At 56.2% G+C, this 17,338-nt stretch carries 19 protein-coding genes and 2 tRNA genes; 9 read left to right on the top strand and 12 right to left on the bottom strand.

Going from position 1 to position 17,338, the window contains the following annotated elements; genetic code table 11:
• Positions 1-54: 54 nt before the first annotated feature.
• From ADJ24_RS22955 to fumD, 4 genes are all read left to right on the top strand, one after another.
• Positions 55-1,077 (top strand): methionine ABC transporter ATP-binding protein, encoded by a 1,023-nt coding sequence (locus tag ADJ24_RS22955; RefSeq protein ID WP_023311337.1) that lies wholly within the window; start codon positions 55-57, stop codon positions 1,075-1,077.
• Positions 1,070-1,738: a methionine ABC transporter permease gene (locus tag ADJ24_RS22950; protein WP_008500617.1), complete on the top strand. Its 669-nt coding sequence runs from the start codon at positions 1,070-1,072 to the stop codon at positions 1,736-1,738. The genes ADJ24_RS22955 and ADJ24_RS22950 overlap by 8 nt, the downstream gene beginning before the upstream one ends.
• A 23-nt stretch (positions 1,739-1,761) precedes the next feature.
• Positions 1,762-2,574, top strand: coding sequence for a MetQ/NlpA family ABC transporter substrate-binding protein (locus ADJ24_RS22945; protein ID WP_008500616.1), 813 nt, complete (start codon positions 1,762-1,764; stop codon positions 2,572-2,574).
• Positions 2,575-2,684: 110 nt separating this feature from the next.
• Positions 2,685-2,894, top strand: coding sequence for a fumarate hydratase FumD (gene fumD, locus ADJ24_RS22940; protein ID WP_023311338.1), 210 nt, complete (start codon positions 2,685-2,687; stop codon positions 2,892-2,894).
• Here the strand turns inward: fumD and ADJ24_RS22935 are convergent.
• The 4 genes from ADJ24_RS22935 to ADJ24_RS22920 are packed head-to-tail and all read right to left on the bottom strand — an operon-like array spanning position 2,875 to position 5,969.
• Positions 2,875-3,561, bottom strand: coding sequence for an amino acid ABC transporter permease (locus ADJ24_RS22935; protein ID WP_023311339.1), 687 nt, complete (start codon positions 3,559-3,561; stop codon positions 2,875-2,877). The genes fumD and ADJ24_RS22935 overlap by 20 nt on opposite strands.
• Positions 3,545-4,321, bottom strand: a complete 777-nt coding sequence (locus tag ADJ24_RS22930; protein WP_023311340.1) for an amino acid ABC transporter permease — start codon at positions 4,319-4,321, stop codon at positions 3,545-3,547. Before ADJ24_RS22930 ends, ADJ24_RS22935 begins: the two co-directional genes overlap by 17 nt.
• Positions 4,321-5,136, bottom strand: a complete 816-nt coding sequence (locus tag ADJ24_RS22925; RefSeq protein WP_023311341.1) for an amino acid ABC transporter ATP-binding protein — start codon at positions 5,134-5,136, stop codon at positions 4,321-4,323. The genes ADJ24_RS22930 and ADJ24_RS22925 overlap by 1 nt, the downstream gene beginning before the upstream one ends.
• Positions 5,137-5,138: 2 nt before the next feature.
• The gene (locus tag ADJ24_RS22920) at positions 5,139-5,969 is read right to left on the bottom strand and encodes an ABC transporter substrate-binding protein (protein WP_161798672.1); all 831 of its coding nucleotides are present in this window, start codon (positions 5,967-5,969) and stop codon (positions 5,139-5,141) included.
• 245 nt (positions 5,970-6,214) lie between these two features.
• Between ADJ24_RS22920 and ADJ24_RS25400 the strand changes: the two genes are divergently transcribed.
• A complete protein-coding gene (locus tag ADJ24_RS25400) occupies positions 6,215-6,382 on the top strand; it encodes a hypothetical protein (protein ID WP_014831607.1) in 168 nt (55 codons plus the stop codon).
• 92 nt (positions 6,383-6,474) lie between these two features.
• Here the strand turns inward: ADJ24_RS25400 and ADJ24_RS25225 are convergent, their stop codons facing one another.
• Positions 6,475-6,615: a hypothetical protein gene (locus tag ADJ24_RS25225; RefSeq protein ID WP_003857665.1), complete on the bottom strand. Its 141-nt coding sequence runs from the start codon at positions 6,613-6,615 to the stop codon at positions 6,475-6,477.
• Between the two features lie 125 nt (positions 6,616-6,740).
• Between ADJ24_RS25225 and ADJ24_RS22915 the strand changes: the two genes are divergently transcribed.
• Positions 6,741-7,523, top strand: coding sequence for an MBL fold metallo-hydrolase (locus ADJ24_RS22915; RefSeq protein WP_023311343.1), 783 nt, complete (start codon positions 6,741-6,743; stop codon positions 7,521-7,523).
• Between the two features lie 72 nt (positions 7,524-7,595).
• Positions 7,596-8,231, top strand: coding sequence for a carbonic anhydrase (locus ADJ24_RS22910; RefSeq protein WP_023311344.1), 636 nt, complete (start codon positions 7,596-7,598; stop codon positions 8,229-8,231).
• A 28-nt stretch (positions 8,232-8,259) separates the two neighbouring features.
• Here ADJ24_RS22910 and ADJ24_RS22905 read toward each other — a convergent pair whose 3' ends face one another.
• The 4 genes from ADJ24_RS22905 to mdtK form a co-directional block, all read right to left on the bottom strand.
• Positions 8,260-9,855, bottom strand: coding sequence for an FAD-NAD(P)-binding protein (locus ADJ24_RS22905; protein ID WP_023311345.1), 1,596 nt, complete (start codon positions 9,853-9,855; stop codon positions 8,260-8,262).
• 118 nt (positions 9,856-9,973) lie between these two features.
• Positions 9,974-10,050, bottom strand: a tRNA-Val gene (locus ADJ24_RS22900).
• A 4-nt stretch (positions 10,051-10,054) separates the two neighbouring features.
• Positions 10,055-10,131 (bottom strand) — tRNA-Val (locus ADJ24_RS22895).
• 153 nt (positions 10,132-10,284) lie between these two features.
• Positions 10,285-11,658, bottom strand: a complete 1,374-nt coding sequence (gene mdtK / locus ADJ24_RS22890; RefSeq protein WP_023311346.1) for an MdtK family multidrug efflux MATE transporter — start codon at positions 11,656-11,658, stop codon at positions 10,285-10,287.
• Positions 11,659-11,883: 225 nt separating this feature from the next.
• On the opposite strand from mdtK, the gene ADJ24_RS22885 reads away from it, so the two are divergent.
• Positions 11,884-12,528 carry a riboflavin synthase gene (locus ADJ24_RS22885; protein WP_023311347.1) on the top strand — a complete coding sequence of 215 codons (645 nt, stop codon included), beginning with the start codon at positions 11,884-11,886 and terminating at the stop codon, positions 12,526-12,528.
• A 31-nt stretch (positions 12,529-12,559) separates the two neighbouring features.
• Here the strand turns inward: ADJ24_RS22885 and cfa are convergent, their stop codons facing one another.
• Together cfa and punC are read right to left on the bottom strand one after the other, a co-directional pair.
• Positions 12,560-13,708: a cyclopropane fatty acyl phospholipid synthase gene (cfa, locus tag ADJ24_RS22880; protein ID WP_023311348.1), complete on the bottom strand. Its 1,149-nt coding sequence runs from the start codon at positions 13,706-13,708 to the stop codon at positions 12,560-12,562.
• Between the two features lie 298 nt (positions 13,709-14,006).
• On the bottom strand, positions 14,007-15,206 hold the full coding sequence (punC, locus tag ADJ24_RS22875; RefSeq protein WP_023311349.1) for a purine nucleoside transporter PunC: 1,200 nt from the start codon (positions 15,204-15,206) through the stop codon (positions 14,007-14,009).
• A gap of 114 nt (positions 15,207-15,320) precedes the next feature.
• Here punC and punR point away from each other — a divergent pair, with 114 nt between their 5' ends.
• Positions 15,321-16,232 carry a DNA-binding transcriptional activator PunR gene (punR, locus tag ADJ24_RS22870; protein ID WP_023311350.1) on the top strand — a complete coding sequence of 304 codons (912 nt, stop codon included), beginning with the start codon at positions 15,321-15,323 and terminating at the stop codon, positions 16,230-16,232.
• 18 nt (positions 16,233-16,250) lie between these two features.
• On the opposite strand, the gene purR is transcribed toward punR, so the two are convergent.
• Positions 16,251-17,276, bottom strand: coding sequence for an HTH-type transcriptional repressor PurR (gene purR / locus ADJ24_RS22865; RefSeq protein WP_023335431.1), 1,026 nt, complete (start codon positions 17,274-17,276; stop codon positions 16,251-16,253).
• Positions 17,277-17,338: the final 62 nt, after the last annotated feature.

Here is a 17,338-nt window from a genome sequence, read left to right as displayed (position 1 = left end):
GTTTGGACATCCATACTGCTAAACAGCCATGCGCGAAACGGATAAAGAATAAGAATGATCGTACTCAGGAATATTTCGAAGGTTTTTGACAACGGAAAGGTCGCGCTGACTGCCGTTGATAACGTCAATTTGACGATAGAGCAGGGACAGATTTACGGAATTATCGGCTACAGCGGAGCCGGGAAAAGCACGCTGATTCGTCTGCTGAACGGCCTGGAAAAACCCAGCGCCGGAAGCGTCACCATTAACGGACAGGATATCTCTGCGGCAAAGGGTGAAGCGCTGCGCCAGACGCGCCTGAAAATCAGCATGGTGTTCCAGCACTTCAACCTGCTGTGGTCGCGCACGGTGAGCGAGAATATCGCTTTCTCGATGCAAATCGCCGGTGTGCCAAAAGCCAGCATCAAGGCGCGCGTCGCCGAGCTGGTGGATCTGGTCGGCCTGAAGGGGCGCGAGAATGCGTACCCGTCCCAGCTGAGCGGCGGGCAAAAGCAGCGCGTGGGTATTGCGCGCGCTTTGGCGAACAGCCCTGACGTGCTGCTCTGCGATGAAGCCACGTCCGCGCTCGACCCGCAGACCACCGATCAGATCCTCGATCTGCTGCTGGATATTAACCGCCGCTTCAGGCTGACCATCGTGCTGATCACCCACGAGATGCACGTAGTGCGCAAAATCTGCGACCGCGTGGCGGTGATGGAGAACGGTAAAGTGGTGGAAGAGGGCGACGTGCTGAGCGTCTTTACCCATCCGCAGCAGCCGATTACGCAGCAGTTTGTCCGCCAGGTGAGCCAGTACGCCGAAGAGGAAACTTTCAATACCGAACTGGCAAAGGATCTGGAAGGCACGGTCATCAGGCTGACCTTTACCGGGCACAGCACCCATAAGCCGATTGTGGGTGAACTGACCCTGCGCTACGGCCTGCCGTTTAACATCCTGCACGGGAAAATGACGCAAACCGCCCACGGTGTGTTTGGTCAGCTCTGGGTACATGTCGTGGCATCCGATGAACAACTGAACAATATCCTCGCCGACCTGCAGCACAGCGATATTGAAGGCGAGGTGATTAAACATGGCTGAGAATCTCTTTCCGCATCTCAAATGGGATCAGCTCTGGGCGGCTACGCTTGAGACGCTGTACATGACCGCGCTGTCCGGCGTGGCGACCTTTGTGCTGGGCATCGTGCTGGGGCTGGCGCTGTTTTTAACCGCACGCGGCGGGCTGTTCCACAACCGCACGGTTTACAGCGTGATTTCGATTGTGGTGAACGTGTTCCGCTCTATTCCGTTCATCATTTTGATTGTCCTGCTGATCCCGTTCACCAAGACCGTCGTCGGCACCATTCTTGGCGCCAACGCGGCGCTGCCGGCGCTGATTGTGGGCGCGGCACCGTTCTACGCACGCCTGGTGGAGATCGCCCTGCGTGAAGTGGATAAAGGCGTCATCGAAGCAACGCGCTCGATGGGCGCACGACTGAGCACGTTAGTGTTTCGGGTTTTACTGCCGGAATCATCACCCGCACTGGTATCGGGTATTACGGTGACGCTCATTGCGCTGGTGAGCTACAGCGCAATGGCGGGGGTGATTGGCGCCGGCGGTTTGGGAAATCTGGCTTATCTGGAAGGATTCCAGCGCAACCATGGTGACGTCACGCTGGTGGCAACGGTGACCATTCTGATCATCGTTTTCATTATCCAGTTCTGCGGCGATGTCATTACTTCACTGTTAGATAAACGCTAATAAATACACACAGGAACCACATCATGAAAAAAACACTGACACTGATCGCCGCCGCAACCCTGAGCGCCCTGAGCTTCGCCTCCTGGGCCGACACCCTGACCGTGGGCGCATCCAACACGCCGCACGCCGAAATTCTGGAGCAGGCAAAGCCAATTCTGGCGAAGCAGGGTATCGACCTGGAGATCAAACCGTTCCAGGACTACATTCTGCCGAACACCGCGCTGGCGGGTCATGACATCGACGCGAACTATTTCCAGCACATTCCTTACCTGAACAGCGTGCTGAAGGATCATGCGGGCGATAAAGACTACGATTTCGTCAGTGCGGGCGCGATCCACATTGAGCCAATCGGCATCTACTCCAAAAAATACAAGTCGCTGAAAGACCTGCCTGAAGGTGGCAAGATCATCATGCGTGACGCGGTTTCTGAAGAGGGGCGTATTCTCTCCATCTTCGAGAAAGAGGGCGTGATCAAGCTGAAGCCGGGCATCGATAAAGTGACCGCGCGCATCAGCGACATCGTTGAGAACCCTAAAAAGCTGAAGTTCACGCCGAACGTGGAAGCCTCTCTGCTGCCGCAGATGTACAACAACAACGAAGGTGATGCGGTGGTGATTAACGCCAACTACGCGATTGACGCCGGTCTGGATCCGGTTCACGACCCGATTGCGGTAGAGAGCGGTGAAAATAACCCGTACGCCAACATCATTACCGTGCATCGCGGCGACGAGAAGAAGAAAGATATCGTTGCGCTGGTGAACGTGCTGCACTCGAAAGAGATTCAGGACTGGATCCGCACCAAGTACAAAGGCGCGGTCATCCCAGTAAACAACTAATTTACTGATTTTACAGATGAAGCCCGGCGAGTCTCTCGCCGGGCTTCTTTTTTGTATCCGGCAGGAGAATCATTTAAGCTCAACGTTTAAAAGGCAATGGAGTGATGACGATGGGTAACGTGACCAAAGATGAAGCGCTGTACCAGGAGATGTGCCGGGTGGTCGGAAAGGTGGTGCTTGAGATGCGTGATTTAGGGCAGGAGCCAAAGCATATTGTCATTGCCGGAGTCCTGCGTACCGCGCTGGCGAACCAGCGCGTTAAGCGCAGTCAACTGACAACCGAAGCGATGGAAACGGTGGTTAAAGCGCTGGCCGGGTAATGCGCCAGCGTTTCGCAAGCTGCTCGAGCGAGCAGCAGAGCAGGTAGTAGACCACGCCCGTAAAGATAAAAATGGCCGCCGGATAGATTTGCACCCGGTTGTTGACCTGTCCCGCCACCGTGGTCAGCTCCGGTACGTTCACGATAAACGCCAGCGACGTATCCTTCAGCAGGCTGATAAAAATTCCCACCAGCGACGGCAGAATATTCCTCAGCGCCTGCGGCAGCAGCACGCGCAGGAGTGTTTGCTGCGTGCTGAATCCCTGTGACAGTGCGGCCTCATATTGACCGGACGGTAGCGCGTTAAGCCCGGCCAGCACCGAGTGCATCACCGTTGCCGCGGTAAACCAGGCCAGGGCCAGCGTGACGGTCAACGCTCCCGGCAGATCGCCCCCGGTCATAAGCGGCAGAAGATACCACATCCAGAAAATTACGAAGATGAGCGGGATACCGCGAATCAGCTCTGACCATAAAAAGAGGACCTTTCGCACGAGCCCGGTAAAGCGCCAGGCCAGACATGCGAGCACTATCCCTCCGGGCAGAGCGATAACGGCGGCCCCGGCAGCCATCATTAACGACAGCAATACTCCCCCCGGTTCACCCGTTGCCGCGCGTCCCCACAGCAGATAGTCGAGGTTATCGGTGATGACGTTAAGTCCGGCAATCATGTTTTTCACTCCGAGTGGCGGCGGCGCCTGGGCGTTTACGTTTCGCGTCAGGCCCGATGCGAACCAGCACCATCCCCATGACCAGGCCGGTCAGCAGATAGAGCGCGGTACCGAGGGTAAACGCCTCCAGCGCGTGCGCGTTATAGCTCTCGATCTGCCTGACCTGATAGGTCAGCTCGGCGAAGCCAATCCCGCTGGCGAGCGAGGAGAGCTTCATCAGATTAAGATACTGCCCCACAACGGGCTGCCAGGCGTTGGCCAGCCCCTGCGGCAGAAGGATGTAACGAAACAGACGCCACGCGGAGAATCCCTGCGCGAGCGCCGCCTCCCGCTGTCCGGCAGGCACGGAACGTAAGCCCGATTCCACCTCTTCGATTAAAAACGCCGAGGTAAAGACGCCCAACCCCCAGGCAGAACATAAAAATTCGGGCGTAAACCACCAGACGTTACCAGGTAGAATTGACCAGCTGTGATCCGCGTTCACCGCGTCGCGGAACGCCTGCGGTAATCCGTTCCAGGCGGCAAAATACCAGAACAGCAGCTGCACCAGCAGCGGCGTATTGCGAAACAGCGACACCCAGCTGCTGACAACCGCGTTCCCGGGGCGACCGCCCGACAAGCGCAGGAGCATAAAGAGCAGTGCGAGCAGGCTGGCCAGCAGCATCCCGGCAAGCGTGACCCACAGGGTGGTGAGGAATCCGGAGAGTATCCACTGCAGAGGCTGTCCGGTCAGAACCCCCTGCCAGTCGAGCGCGGGCATTACAGATGCTCCTGATGCAGCGGGTTGAGCACCTTTTGCAGGAACCGCTGCGCGCGCGGATGCGACGGCTGGCTGAAAAACTGTGCCGGCGGCGCCGTTTCCAGAATTTGCCCGCCGTCGATAAAGACAATCCGGTCGGCAATTTCCCGGGCAAACTGCATCTCGTGGGTTACCACGATCATCGTGATCCCGCTGTGGGCGAGGGCTTTCATCACGTACAGCACTTCACCAATCATCTCCGGATCCAGCGCGGAGGTGGGTTCATCGAACAGAATGATTTGCGGTGAGGAGGCCAGGGCGCGGGCAATCGCGACGCGCTGCTGCTGTCCACCGGAAAGTTCTGCCGGGAAATGGTGGGCTTTTTCCAGCATCCCGACCTTCTCCAGCAGGGCCAGCGCGCGCTCCTGGGCAGGCTGCGGCTTCCAGCCGTGAACCTGCTCCAGTGCCAGGGTGATGTTCTGGCTGGCGGTGAGGTGGGCGTAAAGATTGAACTGCTGGAACACAAACCCCACGCGGCTGCGCAGCTGGCGCAGCCCGGTACCGGAGAGCTTTGCGGTAGGCTTGTTGTCGACCAGAATCTCTCCGCCGCTCAGGGTTTCAAGCTGGTTGATGAGACGGATCAGGGTGGATTTACCGGAACCTGAAGGGCCGAGGATGGCGACCACTTCACCGGGCGTGATGGTGAGGTTAATGTCGTTTAAAACCTGATGGTCACCGTAGCGTTTGTCCACGTGACGAAACTCGACGCTGGCCTGTTCCAGATGTGAAAAATCCGCGGCACCGGCCGCGGAGTGTGAAAATAAACCTGAGAGCATAATTATCTGGCTTCTATTTTAAAGGCGCGAGGCTGTGGGGAAGGCGTGTTTGGGCCAAACCAGACATCGTAGATTTTTGCTGCCTGACCGTTCTTCTCGAGGTTAACCAGCTCGTCGTTAACGGCCTTCAGCAGCGCCGTTTCGCCTTTTTTCACCCCAACGCCAATCTCTTCTTTGCTGAGCAGGTCGGGCAGGATTTTAAAGTTCGCTTTATCCGGCGCCTGCGCCAGCAGACCGGCCAGAATGGTGCTGTCCTGGGTGATGGCCTGTACGTTACCGTTGCGCAGCGCCGTCAGCGCCAGCGGAATATCGTCATAAGAGAGCACGCGTGACTGCGGGAAACGCTGGTGAAGCGCCTGCTCGCCCGTCGTTCCTTTGACCGCGCCAATACGCGCCCGGCTGTAGTCATCAAGCTTGTCCGGTGATTTCGCCGGCACGAGGAACTGCTGGCCGGTGACAAAGTAAGGCGTCGAGAAATCAATCACCTGCGCGCGTTCCGGGGTGATAGTGATATCCGCCACGATCAGGTCGGCTTTTCCGGACTGCAGCAGCGGAATACGGTTAGCCGGATTGGTGGCAACCAGTTCAAGCTTCACGCCGAGCGATTTTGCCAGCGCTTTGGCGAAGTCCACGTCATATCCGACGATCTCGTGCGTTTTGGCATCAATAGAGCCAAACGGCGGGTTGGCGTCAAACGTGGCCACTTTCACCACCCCTGCGGCCTTAATATCCGCCAGCTGATCGGCCTGTGCCTGCGCTGAAAGCAGGCTGCCCGCCGCCAGTAATCCCAGAACCAGTGTTCGTTTGGTAAACCCTTTCATGTTTGCTGCCATAGTCATTCGCCATCCCGTTGTTTTTGTTTTACCCCGCTACGCTCCCATAAGCGAAAGCTATCGCCAAATAAGAAATCGTTCTTTGCTATGAGCAAAAAAGCATTAGTGAACAAGGTGTTAATGAAGAGTGAAAAGAACGGGAGGCTATTTGCAAATCCTGCACATCGACAGTGGATTTTGGTATTTCCCCCGCGCGGCATTTGAGTGCTTAACTGAGATCAGACACGGCGAGAGAGGGTAAGACGATGAAAAAATGGATCAGCACGTTACGGCGGTTTTTTGCGACCCGACCAGTGAATGCGGAGAACAGCGCGCAACGTGTTCTTGAGTCAATCCTGCCTGTCGCCAGCCTGTATGGCGTCGACGTCGCCAACATTGACCCGGAGTGGTTCCATGATAAAACGTCACGCTGAACTGCGCCGCACGCGCGAAACGTACTGGAACGAGGTGTGCGTGACGTGTAACGAGTGAAATAAAAAAGCACCGGCTTCCCGGTGCTTTTTTATTAGATCTTGCAGGCGTCGCCGCAGTCGTCGTCGGCGACAATCGCCTGTGCTTTTTTGTCTGCATCGTCCAGACGTTCCGCATTACGCTCTTCGGCTTCATCCAGACCGTTAAAGACTAAGTTATCGAGATCAATTTCCATGTGGCACCTGCTCTGTTCAGTTTTTGATACTGGCACAGTATAGGGCAAAAAAAGCCAGCAATGTACCTCGCAGCACATAAGGATAATCCCTGCCATACTCAGTGCTTTATCGCTGAGGAGAGCACATGATTACACTCTGTAAAACCTGCGGAACCGCCTACGATGCCCGCCCGGACAGATGCCCAATTTGCGAGGATGAACGCCAGTACGTGCCCGCCACGGGCCAGGCATGGGCCGATCTCGACACCGTCACCGCCACGCATAGCAATAAATGGCAGCAGCTGGAGCCGCGGCTGTTTGGGATCAAAACGGTGCCCGCGTTTGCGATAAACCAGCGGGCGCTGTTCCTGCAAACGCCCCACGGCAATATCCTCTGGGACTGCATCGCCAACCTCGACCCCGCAACCAAAGCGCTCGTTACCGCCCTCGGCGGCATCAGCGCGATTGCTATTTCACATCCGCACTATTACACCACCATGCAGGAGTGGGCTGCGGCGTTTGATGCGCCGGTGTATCTGCACGCCAGCGACAAAGAGTGGGTCATGCGCGACAGCCCGGCCATTCATTTCTGGGAGGGGGATGCGCTGGATATTTTCCCGTCGGTCACCCTGCTGCGTCTGGGCGGGCATTTTGCCGGTGGAACGGTGCTGCACTGGCAGGAGGGGGGTGGGGTATTGCTGGTGGGCGATATTCTGCAGGTCACGCCGGGTAAAGACGCCGTCTCGTTTATGTGGAGCTATCCGAATTATCTTCCGCTGCCGGCCCGCACCGTGGCGTCGGTGGTGAGTCATCTCGAAGGCAAAACCTTTGAACGTCTTTACGGCGCGTTTGAAGGGCAGAACATCCAGGCCAGTGCGGACGAGATTGTGCAGCGGTCGGGCAAGAAATATATTGCTTGTCTGAAGTAAACCACGATGGGTAAACTTTACGAGTGTGATCTCGATCATGCCTAAACTAAAACAGATAAAAGAGACATTGCTATGCAACATATCATTGAAGGTTTTCTCAGCTTTCAAAAAGAGATTTTCCCGCAACGTAAAGAACTCTTCCGCAGTTTAGCGTCCAGCCAGAATCCCAAAGCGCTGTTCATCTCATGCTCCGACAGCCGTCTGGTCCCGGAACTGGTCACCCAGCAAGAGCCAGGACAACTCTTTGTCATTCGTAATGCTGGCAACATCGTACCGCCTTTCGGGCCGGAGCCTGGAGGCGTGTCCGCCACTATCGAATACGCCGTGGTGGCGCTGGGCGTCACGGATATCGTAATTTGCGGTCACTCCAACTGTGGCGCGATGAAGGCGATTGCCGATAACGCGAACCTGGAGCCGATGCCTGCTGTGTCACACTGGCTGCGCTATTCAGACGCGGCGAAAGCCGTGGTTGAGAAGAAAACCTGGGATAAGCCGATCGATAAAGTCAATGCGATGGTGCAGGAGAACGTGTTTGCGCAGCTGAGCAACATTAAGACCCACCCGTCCGTCGCGGTGGGCCTGCGTAATAACTCCATCCGACTGCACGGCTGGGTGTACGACATTGAAAGCGGCAAAATCCTCGCCCTGGATAAAGCGACGAAAACCTTCGTTTCGCTGTCAGAAAATCCGGAAGTCTTCTTCGAGTAATCCTCGACAGCAGGGCATGGAAGCCCTGTCAGTTCTCGATATACGGTAATCTGCGCCGCGATCGAGACGCGGGTTTTTCCGCCGCCTTCGCCATTGCTTCCGCAATCTCTGCACACTCCGCCAGCCCCTGAACGAAGGGACGATCGTGCATCAGCCACGGTATCGCGCCGAAGGCAATGCGCCCGCGAACGGCGTCAGGCGCATTTAAGGTGTAATCCTCACCGACGTCCGGTATCTCTTCGCCCGTGGCTTCCAGCTGTTTGCGCAGCGTCGGAAAGGGCAGATCCTTCGTTTTGAGCGGCTTCTGCCCGCGCGCATCAATAAACACGTCGAAACGGTAAACGGTCTCTTGTGTAGTGATTACCGTTCGATCGCTGCCAATATCCAGCGCGTAATCGTCGCCGAGCGTCGCCACGCAGATGATGCCGGCTTCGCGAAGCGCGAGCAGCCTGCGGATAGACTGCGGAGGGATGGCCGCATAGTTGTCGATGAATACGCGGGCGAGGCCTTGCTTAAAGCGCTTTCTGTCCCGTTCGTTGAGGTGGGGAACAATCTCCTGAACCACCTCATGCAGCCGAAGCACGGTATAGCGCCAGGCTACGGTGCGCCGCTCGCGTTTGTTCCGCTCAACCTCGTTGAGATTTTCTTCCGCCCAGGTAAAGGGGCCGTGCCGTTTACGATCCTCAAACCAGGCCTCACGAATGCTGTCCGCATTCTGCTTATGCAGCGATATTTTCTCGCACCACGTCGGGTCAGCCAGCTGAAGCTCTTTGACCATCAGGGTAAATATACGGTCGAGCAGGCCATCCGATCCTTGGGCAATCTCGCTTTCAGCCGCGCCTTCGGTCAATACCGACAGCGGTTCGTAAGGAATAGGGCAGTAAAAATCGGCTTCCGGCAGAATACCCGTTCGGGACATCAGGACAATCTTCAACGCGTCGCTGCCTTTATCCAGCACGAATTTATCATCACGAAATTCACCGTGCTGCATCACCACCGCCATGGCCGCGTCGAGACCGCTTAACGATGTCCCCATGATACCGACGCGGCAGGGAGGGATACTGGCGTCCATCAGACCGGACCAGGGGCTTGGGAAGAACGTGCGCGTGGATTCGTCCTCGTCTGGCCAGACGTGGCCGGTGGCGATAACCGCAAGGTCGAATTGTTCAGGCAAGACGCTGCCGTTGACGGAAAGCGTAACGCCGGTTGTCGCGGGAATGATGTCTGTGACCTTCGCAGATTCATGGACATCAACGTTGAATCCCAGCCTTTTTGCCTCTGTTACGATGGAAAGAAAGCTGTCGCGGAAATATTGACCCAGCAGAAGCCGGGGCAGGAACTGCCTGTCATGCAGGCGGGTTTTATCAACCTTAAAGCGCGCAAGATGGGCGTCACTCTGTTCCTTGAGCCAGTCGAGATAGGTGATAAAAATGGGCGGGATTTCAATGCTCGCAATGTTCGCCAGCATCAGCCGGGAATTATCGTCGTCGTTATAGGGCATACCCACGCCAGCGTCTTCGGATTGTTCGAAAACGGAAACGGAGAGCGGCGTGCTGTTCTTGAGGAGGTGATAAAAGGTGTAAATCCCTGTGGGGCCGGAGCCGATAATCGCGATCTTCTTCATCAACACGTTTCCTGTGTTTTTTCCATAAGAAAAGCGTAGCAGGAGAATAATGATGAAAATAAGGGATTAGGAAAATTCAGGATATCAGAAGAGGATTTGCACCATTTCAGGAATGAAATGGTGCGTCCGAGTGGACTCGAACCACCGACCCCCACCATGTCAAGGTGGTGCTCTAACCAACTGAGCTACGGACGCAGAATGGTGCGTTCAATTGGACTCGAACCAACGACCCCCACCATGTCAAGGTGGTGCTCTAACCAACTGAGCTATGAACGCAACGTGTTGTCGGTGACAACGGGGACGAATATTAGCGGCACAGCACTGAGGTGGCAAGAGGGAAAATGCAATTTTCTCTCTGATTTCACGCGATTGCTGTATTACCGCGCAAAGTGAAGAGAAAGTAGCCGCCGGGTGGCGGCTACCGCGTCGTTAACGTGCCGCGCGCTGCAAAATGACCGTTGATGGCTGGCGCTGCAGGAAGCGCATTCGCATCATCATCATAATCGCCGCCGACGTCAGGCCGATGATAAAGCCCATCCAGAACCCTGCCGGCCCCATGCGCTCAACCACTAAGTCCGTCAGGGCCAGAATATAGCCACACGGCAGACCCAGCACCCAGTAGGCGATGAAGGTGATAAAGAAGATGGAGCGCGTGTCTTTATATCCACGCAGCACGCCGCTGCCAATCACCTGGATGGAGTCAGAGATCTGGTAAATCGCGGCCAGCAGCATCAGGTGCGATGCCAGCGTGACCACTTCCGGGTTGTCGTTATAGAGCAGGGCAATCTGCTCGCGTAATGCAACGGTAAAGAGCGCCGTACAGACAGCCATGCAGACGCCGACGCCCAGTCCGGTCCGCGCGGCGGTTTGCGCATCGAGCGTCGAACCTTGTCCCAGGCGGAAGCCCACGCGAATCGTCACTGCCGCGGCCAGCGACATTGGCAGGACGAACATCAGGGAGCTGAAGTTCAGCGCAATCTGGTGCCCGGCCACGTTCACAATGCCCAGCGGGGAGACCAGCAGGGCAACCACGGCAAACAGGGTCACCTCAAAGAACAGGGCGAGGGCGATCGGTAACCCTAACTGCACCAGACGCGTCATGATGTTCCAGTCCGGCGTGCTAAATCTTTTCTCGTTACGAATGTCGCGCATGGAGCGGGCGCGTTTTACAAAGGCGATCATGGAGAAGAACATCACCCAGTAAACGGCTGCCGTCGCCACGCCGCACCCGACGCCGCCGAGCTCCGGCATCCCGAAATGACCGTAAATAAAGACATAGTTCACCGGAATGTTGACCAGCAGGCCGATAAAGCCCATCACCATCCCGGGCTTGGTTTTCGCCAGGCCCTCACACTGGTTACGCGCCACCTGGAAAAAGAGGTAGCCGGGCGCACCCCAGAGCAGGGCGCGCAGATAGCCCACGGCTTTATCAGCCAGTGCCGGGTCAATGTTATGCATAGCGCGAATGATGTGGCCCGCGTTCCAGAGCACGACCATGATCAGCAGGGAAACAAACCCTGCCAGCCAGAAACCCTGACGAACCTGATGAGCAATGCGCTCGCGACGACCCGAGCCATTGAGCTGAGCGATAACCGGCGTGAGCGCGAGCAGCAGACCGTGGCCGAACAGGATGGCCGGAAGCCAGATTGACGTGCCGATAGCCACGGCCGCCATATCGGTGGCGCTGTAGCCACCTGCCATTACCGTATCCACAAATCCCATTGCGGTCTGGGCCACTTGCGCGACGATCACTGGTATAGCCAGTGCCAATAGCTGGCGCGCTTCATTCATGTACTTCTGCACGTGAACACCTTTATTTTGTAGTTATTTGAGAGACTAAAAAAGCCGCCGAAACGGGCAGCAAGAAGAAAATGCAGGGGGGTGCCAGCTATTGTAGCGGGCTTTAGCTATTTATCTAGTGAAAAAATCGCCAGAAAATGCGCTCCGCTGGCAACCTCTTTTTCCAACTGTTATTGTGGTGGGATTAAACGGTGTCACCACCGTCCGGAAAAAACAGGAGTTGTAAGCATGTTTACTGGTATTGTGCAGGGCACCGCCAAAGTGGTGTCCATTGATGAAAAACCTAATTTCCGTACTCATGTTGTTGAGCTGCCGGAATATATGCTTGAGGGTATTGAAACCGGCGCGTCGATTGCTCACAACGGCTGCTGCCTGACCGTTACCGAAATTAACGGCAACCAGATTAGCTTTGATTTAATGAAAGAGACGCTGCGCATCACCAACCTGGGCGAGCTGGCGGTAGGAGATACTGTCAACGTTGAGCGGGCGGCGAAGTTTAGCGATGAGATTGGCGGCCACCTGATGTCCGGGCACATCATGACCACCGCTGAAGTGGCAAAAATCGTGACCTCGGAAAATAACCGTCAAATCTGGTTTAAAATGCAGGATCCTTCATTAATGAAATACATCCTCTATAAAGGATTTATTGGCATCGATGGGATTAGCCTGACGGTGGGTGAAGTAACGCCAACGCGTTTTTGCGTGCATTTAATTCCTGAAACGCTGCAGCGCACCACGCTGGGTGCCAAAAAACTGGGGCACCGCGTGAATATTGAAATCGATCCGCAAACCCAGGCGGTGGTGGATACGGTTGAGCGCGTGCTGGCAGCAAAAGAAGCGGCAATAATAAAGACCGCCGCAGAAGAAGAATAAAAAATAACCCCGGGCATCCGGGGTTATTTTTTTAGCGTGCGACACGTAGTCCGTGTTCAATCCCACGGCTGAATACCACCTGCCAGAGCTGAATATCCCGTGCGCGAAACGCCCCCGCGCAGGCATTCAGATAATAGCTAAACATCCGCCTGAATCGTTCAGAATAGTTGTCCGCAATCTCAGGCCAGGTCTCCTGAAAACGCGCATGCCATGCCATCAACGTGGTGTCGTAATCCGCGCCAAAGTTATGCCAGTCTTCCATCACGAAATGGGGTTCACTGGCGTTGGCAATCTGGCGGACGGAAGGCAAACAGCCATTCGGAAAGATGTATTTGTTGATCCACGGGTCGACGTTATTGTCGGTTCGCTTAGAGCCGATGGTGTGCAGCAGGAAGATGCCGTCCGGTTTCAGATTCCGATCCACCACCTCAAAATAGGTAGCGTAGTTTTTCGGCCCCACGTGCTCGAACATGCCGACGGAGACGATCCGGTCAAACTGCTCGTTCAGGTCACGGTAATCCTGCAGCCGGATATCCACGTCAAGACCCTCACAGCGCTCCCGCGCCATTTTTTGCTGTTCCGCTGAGATCGTCACGCCGACCACGCTGACGCCATAGTGTTTCGCCATAAAATGCGCCAGCCCGCCCCAGCCGCAGCCGATATCCAGCACGCGCATGCCGGGCTGTAGCTGCAGCTTTTCGCTGATCAGACGCAGCTTGGCCTGCTGGGCCTCTTCAAGCGTCGACGCGTCTTTCCAGTAGGCGCAGGAGTATTGCATGAAAGGGTCCAGCATACGGCTGAACAGGTCGTTGCCAAGATCGTAGTGTTCTTTGCCAACGATCCACGCGCGCTTTTTACTTTGCAGATTGAACAGTCGGGCAGAGGCGACGCGCAAAGTGTCTTTCAGATTGCGAGGGAGTTGATTTTCAAGACCGGCACGCAGCACGCTGGCGAAAAAGGTATCCAGACGTTCGCACTCCCACCAGCCGTCCATATAGCTTTCTCCCAGGCCTAACGATCCCTCTCGCAGCACGCGTTTAAAAAAGTCGGGATGTTTAACCTGAGGATCGGATGGCGATGATCCATTGATAGTGATGCCTGCTCGACCTAACAGTTCACTGACGATCCGGGACCAGTTGTCGTCCGGAACGCTGACTTCTTCTATACACGATGAACTCATAGCTTCTCCATCACCCTACTGTGATCAGAACCTTAAAACAGCGTAGACGCTTTTTTTGGTTTGTGAGAAATCTCACGGTAAATACCGCGAGGCTAATATCCGACGTAGAACAGAGGAAGGGAGATAACCCTTGCCGAAATGCCTTCCATGGTAAAACGGGAGCACTCCGGCTCCCGTTAACACTTAATATTTATCGTATTTAATCGAACCAAATTTAGTATAGGCCTCAAAATTTGGTGATTCAATAGAAAATTCTTAGCAACCTAATCACTGAAAATTAACATGATTTCTGGCGCAATCAGGCATGTGACGTTTCAACCTGAGCACTCTTTTCCTGCTCACGCTGCGCGGATGCCTGCATGCGATAGCCCAACACCGCCAGCGCAACGGTCACCAGCATCACGCTGGTGGTGGTCAGGAGCGGCGTGGCAATCAGCGCCGAGACCACCAGGCTTGCCAGGAAGCACAGCCCCAGCTGCAGGGTGTTCTGCAGCGCGGCGGCGCGGCCTGTCGCCTGCGGGAAGGGACGCAGCGCCTGGGCTACAACGATAGGGTAAATCGCCCCGTTCGCGACGGCCATCACGCAGAATGGGATCAAAATTTCAGCCAGACCGGCACCGGGAATAAAGCCAACGGCCCAGGTCCCGATAACGCTCAGCGCATACAGCACCAGCAGCCACGGCAGCATCTGCTGACCTTCCCACTTCTGCAGCGCCGCGCGACAGCCGTACCCGCCTACCAGGAACGCGATGGTCTGCGGAACGTAGCTCAGGCCGATGGCTGCCGGGCTGTAACCCATATCGTGCAGAATGAACGGCGAGCCGGTGAGCCACGCGAAGAAGCTTGCCGAGCAGGCGGCATAGATCAGGACATTCCCGCGATACGCTTTGGCGCTGAGCAGGGATGTAAAGGTAATCGGCTTCGCGTCAGTATGCGCTTCTTTTTTATGCGCGGGCTTGAGGGCGAACGCCGGCAGCATCAGTACCAGAGTAATGGCAAACAGCGTGGCGAAAATGGCCTGCCAGTCGAAATGAGCGAGGATCCAGCTGCCCAGCAGGGGAGCGAGGGCAGGTGAGAGACCCACCAGCGGCATAATGGTGGCGAAAATACGGTTTGTGCGGTTAGCCGGGTAATAGTCGGTGACCAGCGCCTGCCAGGTCACGGCCGCGGCACAGACGCCCACGGCCTGAATAAACCGCAGCACCAGCAGCCAGGTGGCATCGCGTACCCATAACATTCCCAGGCAGCCCACCGCAAAAATGGCCAGGCCCAGCAACAGTACCGGTTTACGACCAAAGCGATCCGAGAGCGGTCCCCAGAGCAGCTGAGCGAAGGCAAAGCCGGCGAGGAATAAACTCAGGCTGGCGCTGATGGCGGCGGCAGGCGTTTGTAAATCTTCCTGCATGGCGGCAAACGCCGGCAGGTACATATCGGTGGCCAAAAAGCCCAGCACGCTTAAGCCGCCGAGCCAGACTAAAAAACCGTTCCTGGGTTGCATTATTTTATTCTCCTGAGGAGGCAGGTATACATTGGCGCTGAGTGTAGGGAGTGCAAAGGCGCTTGTGAAACGCTAATATTTGGCGGGTGCGTTCAAAAATTTTGCAGGCAGAAAATGTGGTCAGATTATTCTCTTGAAGTGGTCGATGCTGTTGCGCGTAACGGCAGCTTCAGCGGTGCGGCGCAGGAGTTGCACCGCGTCCCTTCGGCAATCAGCTACACGGTGCGTCAGCTTGAGGAGTGGCTGGCGGTTCCGCTGTTTGAACGGCGGCATCGCGATGTGGAATTAACGCCCGCAGGCGCGTGGTTTTTGAAGGAAGGGCGTTCTGTTATCAAAAAAATGCAGATCACCCGCGAACAGTGTCAGCAGATCGCTAACGGCTGGCGGGGACATCTTTCCATCGCGGTGGACAACATCGTTAAACCCGAGCGCACCCGGCAGATGATCGTCGATTTCTATCGTCATTTTTCTGACGTCGAGCTGCGGGTCTCGCAGGAGGTGTTTAACGGCGTCTGGGATGCGCTGGCGGACGGCAGGGCAGAGATGGCGATTGGGGCCACGCAGGCGATCCCGGTCGGGGGACGTTACGCCTTTCGCGATATGGGAATGCTGAGCTGGAAATGCGTGGTGGCAAGCGACCATCCGCTGGCGGCGATGGAAGGGCCGCTGAGCGATGACACGCTGCGCAACTGGCCGTCGCTGGTGCTGGAAGATACGTCCCGTTCATTGCCCAAGCGTATCACCTGGCTTCTCGACAACCAGCGGCGGGTGGTGGCCCCTGACTGGGAATCGTCGGCGACGTGCCTCAGCGCCGGGCTGTGCGTCGCGATGGTGCCCGTTCATTTCGCGCGTCCGCGCATCGATACCGGAGAGTGGGTTGAGCTGACGCTGGAGAATCCGTTCCCGGATGCGGCCTGCTGCCTGACATGGCAGCAAAATGATGTCTCGCCTGCGATGGCCTGGCTGCTGGATTATCTGGGAGACAGCGAAACGCTGAACCGGGAATGGTTACGGGAGCCAGCGTAGCTGGCCCCCGTAAAGCGATTAACGACGGTAGTCGCGGAACGGACCATCCGCAACGGAACGGCGTTCGATAAGACGCGGGTGAACTTCAATGGACTGCGACTCTTCACGCTTGTTGACGATTCTGTCCATCAGCATGTTAAAGGCCGTTTCGCCCAGCGAGTCTTTTGGCTGGTGAATGGTGGTCAGCGCCGGGGTGAAGAAGCGCGCGTTACGCACGTTGTCATACCCGATCACGGAAATATCCTGCGGTACGCGCAGGCCCAGCTCGTCGGCAGCGCAGAGCGCGCCCATGGCCATGATGTCGCCTCCGCAGAACACGGCGGTCGGACGGTGCGGCTGGGAGACGATCTGCTGCATCGCGCGGTAGCCCGATTCCGGCTCAAAGTCGCCCTGCACAATCCAGTTTTCCGGCACGTTGATCAACGCTTCTTCCATCGCTTTCATAAAACCGGCCAGACGGCCCGCGCCGGTGTTGCGCTCCAGCGGACCGGGGATCACGCCAATCTCGCGGTGACCGCGTTCGATCAAATAACGACCGGCCATATAGCCGCCTTCAAAAGCGTTATCGATAACGGAATCGGTGAAGTCTGCGCGCGCTTCGCCCCAGTCCATCACCACCATCGGAATATGGCGATACTCTTCCAGCATCGACAGCACTGACTCCGGATACTCGGAGCACATTACCAGCAGGCCATCAACGCGCTTTTGCGCCATCATCGACAGGTAGGCACGCTGTTTTTCAATGCTGTTCCACGCGTTGCCCAGAATCAGGGTATAGCCTTTCTGGAAGCAGTTCTTTTCGACCGCTTCAATGATCTCGGCAAAATAGGCCGCTTCACTGCTGGTCGCCAGCAATCCAATGGACTTGGTGTGATTAACCTTGAGGCTGCGCGCAACCGCACTTGGCGAATAGTGCAGCTCTTTGATCGCTGCCCAGACGGCGTTGCGCGTCTCTTCCGCCACAAAGCGGGTTTTGTTAATTACATGTGATACGGTTGTAGTGGAAACGTTTGCGCGTTTTGCTACGTCTTTAATTGTTGCCATTAAATGTCACTCCAGACCATATCCTAAGCTCCTGAAAAACTTGAAGGTAAACGTTTGCCTTC

The organism is Enterobacter sp. 940_PEND (assembly GCF_001059415.1).
In the GTDB taxonomy this organism is placed as follows: Bacteria; Pseudomonadota; Gammaproteobacteria; order Enterobacterales; family Enterobacteriaceae; genus Enterobacter; species Enterobacter cloacae_M.
This window is presented reverse-complemented; position numbering and strand designations above follow the sequence as displayed.